Annotated in this window: 8 protein-coding genes and 1 pseudogene; all 9 read left to right on the forward strand. The window is 29.4% G+C overall.

The window, feature by feature from the left end; genetic code table 11:
- A partial coding sequence (tcpM, locus tag QP548_RS16655; protein WP_284905659.1) for a MobM family relaxase TcpM occupies positions 1-785 on the forward strand: 785 nt, incomplete at its 5' end.
- Positions 786-839: 54 nt separating this feature from the next.
- The gene (locus QP548_RS16660) at positions 840-2,438 is read left to right on the forward strand and encodes an FtsK/SpoIIIE domain-containing protein (RefSeq protein ID WP_284905660.1); all 1,599 of its coding nucleotides are present in this window, start codon (positions 840-842) and stop codon (positions 2,436-2,438) included.
- Positions 2,439-2,457: 19 nt separating this feature from the next.
- Positions 2,458-2,622, forward strand: coding sequence for a hypothetical protein (locus tag QP548_RS16665; RefSeq protein ID WP_164472947.1), 165 nt, complete (start codon positions 2,458-2,460; stop codon positions 2,620-2,622).
- Positions 2,615-3,691 (forward strand): conjugal transfer protein, encoded by a 1,077-nt coding sequence (locus QP548_RS16670; protein WP_003470009.1) that lies wholly within the window; start codon positions 2,615-2,617, stop codon positions 3,689-3,691. Before QP548_RS16665 ends, QP548_RS16670 begins: the two co-directional genes overlap by 8 nt.
- Positions 3,692-3,702: 11 nt before the next feature.
- The gene (gene tcpD, locus QP548_RS16675; RefSeq protein ID WP_061429486.1) at positions 3,703-4,050 is read left to right on the forward strand and encodes a conjugal transfer membrane protein TcpD; all 348 of its coding nucleotides are present in this window, start codon (positions 3,703-3,705) and stop codon (positions 4,048-4,050) included.
- Positions 4,051-4,062: 12 nt separating this feature from the next.
- Positions 4,063-4,431, forward strand: a complete 369-nt coding sequence (locus QP548_RS16680; RefSeq protein ID WP_061429485.1) for a TcpE family conjugal transfer membrane protein — start codon at positions 4,063-4,065, stop codon at positions 4,429-4,431.
- Positions 4,432-4,489: 58 nt separating this feature from the next.
- Complete coding sequence (locus tag QP548_RS16685; protein WP_061429484.1) at positions 4,490-7,012, forward strand: ATP-binding protein; 2,523 nt, start codon at positions 4,490-4,492, stop codon at positions 7,010-7,012.
- The gene (locus QP548_RS16690) at positions 7,012-8,016 is read left to right on the forward strand and encodes a glucosaminidase domain-containing protein (protein WP_011428924.1); all 1,005 of its coding nucleotides are present in this window, start codon (positions 7,012-7,014) and stop codon (positions 8,014-8,016) included. The genes QP548_RS16685 and QP548_RS16690 overlap by 1 nt, the downstream gene beginning before the upstream one ends.
- Positions 8,017-8,117: 101 nt before the next feature.
- Positions 8,118-9,118: pseudogene (locus QP548_RS16695) on the forward strand (TcpH); the annotation flags it as partial.

Here is a 9,118-nt window from a genome sequence, read left to right on the forward strand (position 1 = left end):
TTAAAAAAGAAATGAAAAATATTATTTATTCTGATTCTTCTTTAAGTAAAAATTCTATTAGAGATAGAAACTCAGCTCTTAATAAAATTTTTGAAAATTTTAATAACCTTGATGATGTTTCTGTTATTACTAAAGATAAAATTCTAGACAATCTAAATTCAATTAAATTTAAAACTAAATTGTCTGCTGGTGTTAATGCTATTAGATTTTTAAAAGAACATAATATTGATATTGATTTTCCTTCTGAAGATGAACTAAAAGAGATTATTAAAAATAAAAAGAAGAATAACCGTAAACCTACTGCAGAGAAAAATTTAATTGATATTGAAAGAAAAGTTAATAGAGTTAGAAAGAAAAATTATAGATTAGCTTATAAGCTAATGTTAGAGTCGGGACTTCGTGTTCATGAAGTTGCAGCTCTAAAGAAAGATGATTTTTCTTTTGATAAAAACTTAATAACTATTAACCTTAGAGAAGCTAAAGGAAATAAACTTTGTTCTATTGAACTTGAAAATAAATATTTATCTAAAAATATTAGTGAGTTTATTGAAACTAAGAATGAAGATGAAAGAGTATTTCCACATATGAGATACTTACAAGAACAAGCTACTAAAATGGGAATAAAGTGTCATGATCTGCGAAGGGGATTTGCTAAAAGAACATACAAAGAAGAATTAGAAAATGATTCTCCAAGAAGTGAGGCTTTAGATAAAACTAGAATAAAGTTACGTCATACTAGAAGTGATACTACTAAGATTTATTTGAATAGTAAGATTAAAGTTTAAATAAGAGTGCTTTTTATAAGTACTCTTATTTTTATTATCTTTTTTTAGGAAGGAGTGATTTTTTTGAGTAGTGATTGGGAGAAAAAAGTTAATCAAGAAATAGAAAATGGATTAAACGCAATTATAAATGAGATTGCAAATGTTCTAAGAATTTTCTTTTTTAGAGTTGGATTAGGTTTTAAAAAATCATGGAAGAATAAAAAGCTTTTTATTGGTTTCTTTTTAAGTTTTTTAATTCCTATAGTTGCAAGAATTAAAAGTGATTACTTTCTTGTAGACACTAAATTTTATTTTAAAATAATATATTTTTCAACCTTTATAGCTCCTTTATTTTATATGGCTATAATCTCCTTTGTTAATAGAAAAGGAGATAAGGTTGAGGAAGAATTTAAGAAAGCTTTTGAAGAAATGGGCTTTATAGATATTTCAGGTAATACACCTAAATTAATTAATATTAAACATGATGAATTAACTGGAATTGACCAATACTTTTTTAAAACATTTATTCCATTAGATGATTGGCAACCTAAAGCCAGATTAATGGAGTCTAGATTAAATAAAACTATCTTTGAAATTATTCAAGGTGTAGACAAACAGACAGTTCAAATGAATGCTTTGGAGGGAAGTGTTAAAGTTTCTGAGAAGCTTTTATGGAGTAATGATCTAATTCGTGAGGAAGGCGTATTAAATTTTGGTAAGAGTATTTCAAGTGAAATAAAAATTGATTTAGATGAACAACCACACGTTTTAGTTGCTGGTCAAACTGGATCAGGTAAATATGTACTTATGAGATGTCTTTTATGGCAAGTATATTGTCAAGGTGCAGATGTGTATATGATAGATTTTAAAGCTGGCGTCGAGTTCGGTTTAGACTATGAAAAAATCGGTAAGGTAATGACCGAAGTCGATGAAACTTTAAAGCTTTTAGAAACTTTAATAGTTGAGAATACAGATCGTCTAAAGAAATTTAGGGAAGCTAAAGTTAAGAACTTAAAAGAATATAATAAAAAATTTAAAACTCATTTAAAAAGAAAAGTTGTATTTATAGATGAGATGGCTCAACTTATGGATAGCTCAGGAGTTGATAAAGAAACCAAAGCTAAGTTAGAAAAAATAAGTTATTGTATTGCTACATTGGCAAGAACAGCTAGAGCATCAGGTATAAATTTAGTTTTAGGAGCTCAAAGACCAGATGCTAATGTTATGAATGGTCAAATTAAAAATAACGTTACTGTTAGAGTATGTGGTAGATTTGCAGATGGTCCAGTTTCAGAAATAGTTTTAGGAAATAATAAAGCTAAAAAGCTTCCAGAGATAAAAGGTAGATTTTTATTTAAGGTAGATGCAAACACTATTGAGTTCCAAGCTTATTATTTTAATGATGATAAAGATTTTAAGCCAGAGCAAGTTGAAAGACAAAAGTCTCAAGATGAATTTATTTCAATCAAATCTTCAGATGATGATTTAATAATTGAGGATGCTCCAGTTGAAAATATTTCAGTTGTTGAGAATAAAAGTTTTGATGAAATAAAACAAGAAATAGATGTAAATAAAGATTTAAAACAAGAAAAGCAAGATGTAAACAAAGAATTAAAATCTAAAAATAAAACAGATATTCTATCAAGTAAAGATTGGGATGCTAGTAATTTTTAATTAAAAGGGTGTGATGAAAATGAAAAATAGTGTAATAGAAAATTTTGAAAAGGCATTAGCAGATCTTTGTCGTTCTGCAAGAAAAGAAAATTTAAATGTAAATCTTGATATTTACAAAGATAAAGAAAAGAAAAAGAATTACTATGGCATAGTAATTAAAGATAGGAGTGAGGATTGTGTTTAGAAAAAATAAAGAAAATACTAAGCCGAAAAAAGAGAAGAAAGAAAAAAAGTCTTTCTTTAGAAAAAAAGATAAAACTAATATGAATCTTGAAGATTCAGTTGCCAATTTAGATAAGCAGGTTAATGATGTTAAGGAGCAAAAATTAGTAAGCGTAATGCCTTTTAAAATAGCAAGAGCTTTTATATGGGTTCTTATAGGTATTCTTTGTTTTAGGGGTGGCGTTTCAGTCTTTAAAGGTAATCAATCTGAAGCTTTGAAAAAAGAAAATGAAAAGATATTAAATAATATGGAGAAGCAAAGTTCACTTGAAACTCAAGCCTTTTCTTTTGCTGAAGAATTTGCATGGGATTATTTTTCTAGATATCCTAGTAATACTCAAGATTTTGTAAATAGAATAACAAAGTACACTACAGAGCAACTAGCAAATGAGATGAATAATGGAACTTATTCAGATGTCATTTATACTAGTGCTTTTTATTTTGAAAAATATTCTGAAAATCAAGTTAACGTAAGTGTTAAAGCTAGAGTAAGAGTTTATACACCTAAAGCTGGCCAAGAGCAAACTCCACAGGACCAACTTCAATATGATACTAATTTAGTTGATTACTATTTAGAAGTTCCTATAGTTTTCGATAAAGATATGAATATGGCCGTGGATGCATTACCAGTAATGACAGCTCCACCAGAGAAAGCTTATTTCAAAAATAAAGAGTTCTCCGGAACTAGCGAAAATGATGCTGATAAAACCAAAAAGATTACAGATAGTGTATCTCAATTCTTTAAGGCATATTACGAGCAAAATCAAACACAAATAGATTATTTCTTAGTTGATGGAGCAGATATTAAGGGAGCAGGCCAAAAGTTCTCTTTCAATAAAATAGATAGAATAAATATTTATAAGCTTAGTGATAAAGAATTCTTGGCAATTGTAGACTTAAATGTAGATTCCTTTGGAAATGCAATAAAACAAGGGTTTAACCTTACTGTAGTTCAAGAAGGAGATAAGTTCTTAGTTAAAACTTTAGAGCCAAGGACTTCAAACATAGATTTAAATAAAAGCAATAATTAGGAGGATTTATTATGAAAAATTTTAAGAATTTAAAAGAGAAAGCAGCAGAGAAAGTAAAATTACACAAGTTAAGAATACAAGGATTTTTTGTAGCATTAATAGCTTTTATGACAACCTATAACACTTATGCATATGCTAGTATAGATGGAGGAAATATAAAAAATAATGTAATAAACAATATTTTATTACCTATATCCTTTGTTGTAGTTGGATTTCTTTTAATAAAAGAGCTTGTTAAAAAGAGTATTGCAGGTATAGTAGTTGTTTTAGTTGTAGGTGGATTGGTAATTGTAGTTATTGCTCAACCAGATATAATAAAAATATTTGGTGAGTGGGTTAGAACAATATTGGGTTTTTAGAGGGAGATTTTTATGGAAGAAGAAAGAAAAATTTTAAGAAGCTATAATAAGCTTAAGAACTTTGAAATTAAAATTTATAGATTAGGAAATACTACAATACCTTTTCCAGTTCCTATAACTACTACAGTTTATTTTTTAGCAGCATTAACATTAGTTGCTATTATAGATGCTACAATTGGAATACACATAAATTTTATATATAAGTATGTGGCACTACCTTTAGGTATAGCCTATATAGCCAAAAATAAAAAAATAGATGGAAAACCAATGCATAAGTATTTATTAAGACTTGTACAGTTTCAAAATATAAAAAAATCTAAAATAGAAAGATTTGAGATTCGAGAAAATTTAGAAAGTTTTAGATTTATAGAAAGATTTTAGAGAGTTAGTCTAAACTAACTCTCTTTATTTTATTCTAAGTTTGAAAGGAGTATTTAAGATGAAAAGTAACAAATTTAATTTTCCTATAAATTTTGTTAAGGAAAATTTGATTTTTAATAATAAAGTCTGCTATGCAGGATTTAAACTTAATGGATTTGAATATAGTTCTTGTAATAATAGTGAAAAAATTAGGATATTAGATAGTTTAACCGAACTTATAAAAGAAATACCTAGTGAAGCTCAAATTTTATTAATTCCAAGAGCGGTGGATTGTGAGAGATCCATAAGACCTATGATAAATAAAATTCAGGAAGATGATCCTTTGAAAGAAGTTTCAACAATTTTAGCTGAGAAAACTATAGAAATTTTAGAAGAAAGAGCTGAGGATAGATATATATTTAATCCTGTTACTGAAGAAAATGAGTTTATTGCCGGGGATAAAACATTAGAATATGACACATATATATTTATTTCCCTTCTAAAAGGCGACGATAAGGATTTTATTTCTAAAGGAGGGGAAATGTTCGAGTATATGATAAAAAGCCCTAAAAAGGCTTTAAATGAGTTTTTAGGCATATCTCAGAAAACTATATCTGAAAGAGACTTTAGAATTTATAAGAAAAAGTCTATAGAATTTTTAGAAATACAATCTATGAGATTTGATATACGCCCTTTAAGAAAAAGTGAAATAGATAGTTTAAGTGCCAGGGTTACTAAACGTGGTCATCAATCAGCGGATGAGCTTGTTAAGTGGAGTGATAACTGCTTAGAAGTAGAGCAAGATGAGGAAAAAGTTATTATTCCTTTAAGAAATGCCTATAAAAATAGAGTTACTGGTCTTATAGAGCAAGGGGATAAAATATTAAAAATACAAAATGATGGATTTACAAGTTATCAGACTTTCTTGGCCATAAACAATATTCCAAGTATGGAGTTTCCAGGCGTTGAGTATATAAAGTTAATCCAGGATATGAATATTGGTGCAGAGGTCTGCATCCACATAAAAAAGTTTTCTGCGGAAGAAAGTAAAAGTAAGATAAAAAATAAAGCTGCTAAGATAAATGCACAGGTAAATGAAGCACTTCAAGGAGGACATATACCATCCGATGAAGAATACGAAGCGAAGGCGGCCGCAGAGTCGTTAGAAAAGGAAGTAAAGAGAAATAAACATATAATCGAAACAAGTATAAGTATTTGTTTAGCTTCCACAAAGGAGAAAATAGTTAGAAATAATACAAAAGTTCTTATGGAATATTTCAATAAATCACTAAAATTTGAGCTTATAAATCCACATACAGACCAATACAGAATTTTCTTAGATTTTATACCTGCTAACTCTAATTATAATAGAGACTTCATACAGCTAGTTCCAATGGAAACATTAGCGGGAGGAGTATTTGGAGCTAGTGACCATTTAGGAGATAGCGTAGGAGCCTATATAGGTTATACAGTAAATGGTAATAGAAAAGTTTATTTATACATGGGAAGAGCTACAAAGTTAAATAAATCACCTGCTATGGGCATATACGGTAACTTAGGTGGTGGAAAATCTTTTAATGCTAACTTAATTGTAGTTTTACACGTGCTTTTCGGTAGTTCCGCACTTATTTTTGATCCTAAAAGTGAAAGGTCACATTGGGCTGCTAAACTAGATTTTATGGGAGATTTAATAAGTATAGTTAGATTAACACCTAACGATGAAGATAAGGGTAAACTAGATCCATTTAATCTTTACAATGATAATATAGACGAAGCTTGTGACCTAGCTTTTAATATAATAGTTGAGATTGCAAACACAAATGAAGAAGAAAAGATAATTTTAAAAGAAACTCTAAATAAAATGAAGGATGAAAAAAGACCTTCAATGAAACGACTAATCGAAATGATTAACGATGTATCAGATAGTGATGCCTATAAAAAAGAAGCAGAGCGTTTGGTAAGAAAACTAAATGCATCAAAGGATGTAGGTTTATCTAAACTTATTTTTGGAGATGGGACTGAAAAAGCTATTAATCTAGACAATAGACTAAATATTCTTCAAATAGATAATCTAACAATTCCAGATCAAGGTACAAAGAAGGAAGAATATTCTGAAGAAGAAAAATTAAGTTCTTGTTTAATGATGCTTATGGGAAGTTTTACGAAGAAATTTGCAATGAAAAAAAGAAATACATTCGACTTAATACTCTTTGATGAATCATGGTTTTTAAAAAATTCTGCAGCAGGTAGAAAATTATATGACTTTTTAGCAAGACAGGGAAGATCCTTAAATGTTGGATGTATATTTAACGGGCATTCAGTCCTTGACATTCCAACAGAAGAAATTAAAAATACTATAACATACAAGTTATGTTTTAAAACTAATAATAGAGATGAAGCAAAGAGAATGCTTGAATTTATGAATAAAAGCGTTACTGAAGAAAATATTAAAATGCTTATGGAATTAGAAAATAGGCAAGCTGTTTTCCAAGACTTAGACGGAAGGGTTGGAGTAATAGAATTTGATGCTGTTTTTGAACAGTTTATAGAGTGTTTTAGTACAACACCAGAAGATACCTTAAACTATGAGGATGTTTCTTAATGAAAAAGCTTTTTATATGGAGTGGAATAATATCTTTGATATTTCCACTTCTATTTTTTTTCTTAATTATAGGGGGAAGTGGTGAACAGCCAACTCCAGTAAATCCTAATCCTAATTTAACGGAAGAGCAGCTTAATTTTATAAGTCAGATTGTTTCCGGAGCGAAGCAATCCTATGAAGAAACAGGAATATTTCCATCAATAACCCTGGCACAAGCTATATTAGAAAGTGGTTGGGGAAAATCTGGGTTGGCCATAAAAGCTAATAATTTATTTGGTATAAAAGCTGACTCTGGATGGAAGGGAAAAGTTTTAGAAATGCCAACTCAGGAGCATGTTAATGGTGGAATAATAACTATTATAGCAAGGTGGAGAGTTTACGAAAGTTGGAATGAATCTGTAATAGATCATGGTAAATTCTTTGTAGAAAATTCTAGATATAAAGAAAATGGAGTCCTGGACGCAACTAACTATATAGAGCAAGCTCAATGTATACAAAAAGCGGGGTATGCAACAGATCCAAACTATGCAAACCAATTAATCCAGGTAATAAATGATTTTGGGCTAAATCTTTACGATATGAACGGAGATGTTGTAGGGAATGATGTTATAGAAAAAGCAATAGAAGCTGGAATGAAGTGGGTTGGTAAATCTCCATATGTTTGGGGAGGCGGTCGTAACCAAGCTGACGTTGATGCAGGACGATTTGATTGTAGTTCCTTAGTACATTATTGTTATGCATCTGCAGGAATAACTTTAGGGCCAAGAGAAAGTGTAACCACATGGTCATTAATAAACATGGGTAAACCTGTACCTGCAAGTGAAATGAAGCGTGGAGACTTAATATTCTTCGATACTGCTGGAAGGAACGGCCATATCGGAATCTACCTTGGAAATGGAAAATTCCTAAATGATAGTTCTACTCAAGGAGTAAGTATTGGAGACCTAAATAGTGCTTATTGGAGCAGATATTTTAACGGAAATGTAAGAAGAGTCGTAGAATAAAATTTCGGCTTTAAGAAGAAAAGTACCTGGATGTTTTTAAAAATATTGATAATTATCCAGGTACTTTTTATAAATTTACGAACATTAATCGGAGGTGTGAAATGGAGAATGTGAAGATTAATATATATAGTAAATTTCTGTATTTGAAAAATAAATTAACTTATAAAAATATATTAAAAGCCATAGTTATAATTGCAACTATTGTTATAGCTTATAATTGTTTAACTAAAGTTGCTTATGCAGATGGATTTTTAAGCTATGGTAATAGTGATGATCCTTATAAAAGTATTCAGGAAGGTTGGGGGCAGTTTATTGCTGATAAATATAGAAATAACTATGCCTTAGATATTATAGATACTCATGGTTGGGAGCTTATAGATAAGGCTATAACAGGATTAACTAACATAGTATTTAGCGGAATAGTAATGATTAGTTGGTTTGGAGTAAATATATTTAGATTTTGCTTCACAAATGATATAGCTGCAGGCTTTGCAAATCAATTAAATAGTGTGCTAGGTTCTCTAAATAATGGGATTTTCAACAATTTCTTTATGATAGTATTTATGATTTCATTGTTTTCAATAGTTTATAATCTATATAAAAAGAATTTTAGTGCCATAGGATCACAAATATTAGCAGTAGCCATAATATATGCAACAACAGCTTTTCTAAGCAATGGAGCAGTTGGCTTCTTATCTAAAACAACGGAGTTTTCTAAGACTATAGGAACTAGTGCTATAGTTGCTATAAATGGAAAAGATAATAATAATGAGGGTTCATTAGAAGATTATTCTAAAACTGTTGTAGGAACCTTATGGGGGAATTTCGTTCAACAACCTTGGGTAATGCTAGAATTTGATGGTAAGTTAGAATTAGTAAGTAAAAATAGTGATAATAATAATGGAGCTAATAAAGAGGCAATAGACTATTCTAAAGAGATATTATCAGAGCCTTATGGTAGTGATGAAAGAGAAAAAGCTTTAGAGTCAATAAATGAAAAATTTAATAAGGAGTTATTTTCAAAGAATGGCATAAATACTAAGTTAGTATCTGTATGTGTATTATTCGTAATAACTTTAATAAAGATGATTATTTTAATAGC

Origin of the sequence: Clostridium sp. UMB9555A (genome assembly GCF_030222355.1) — a bacterium.
Lineage (GTDB): Bacteria > Bacillota > Clostridia > Clostridiales > Clostridiaceae > Sarcina > Sarcina perfringens.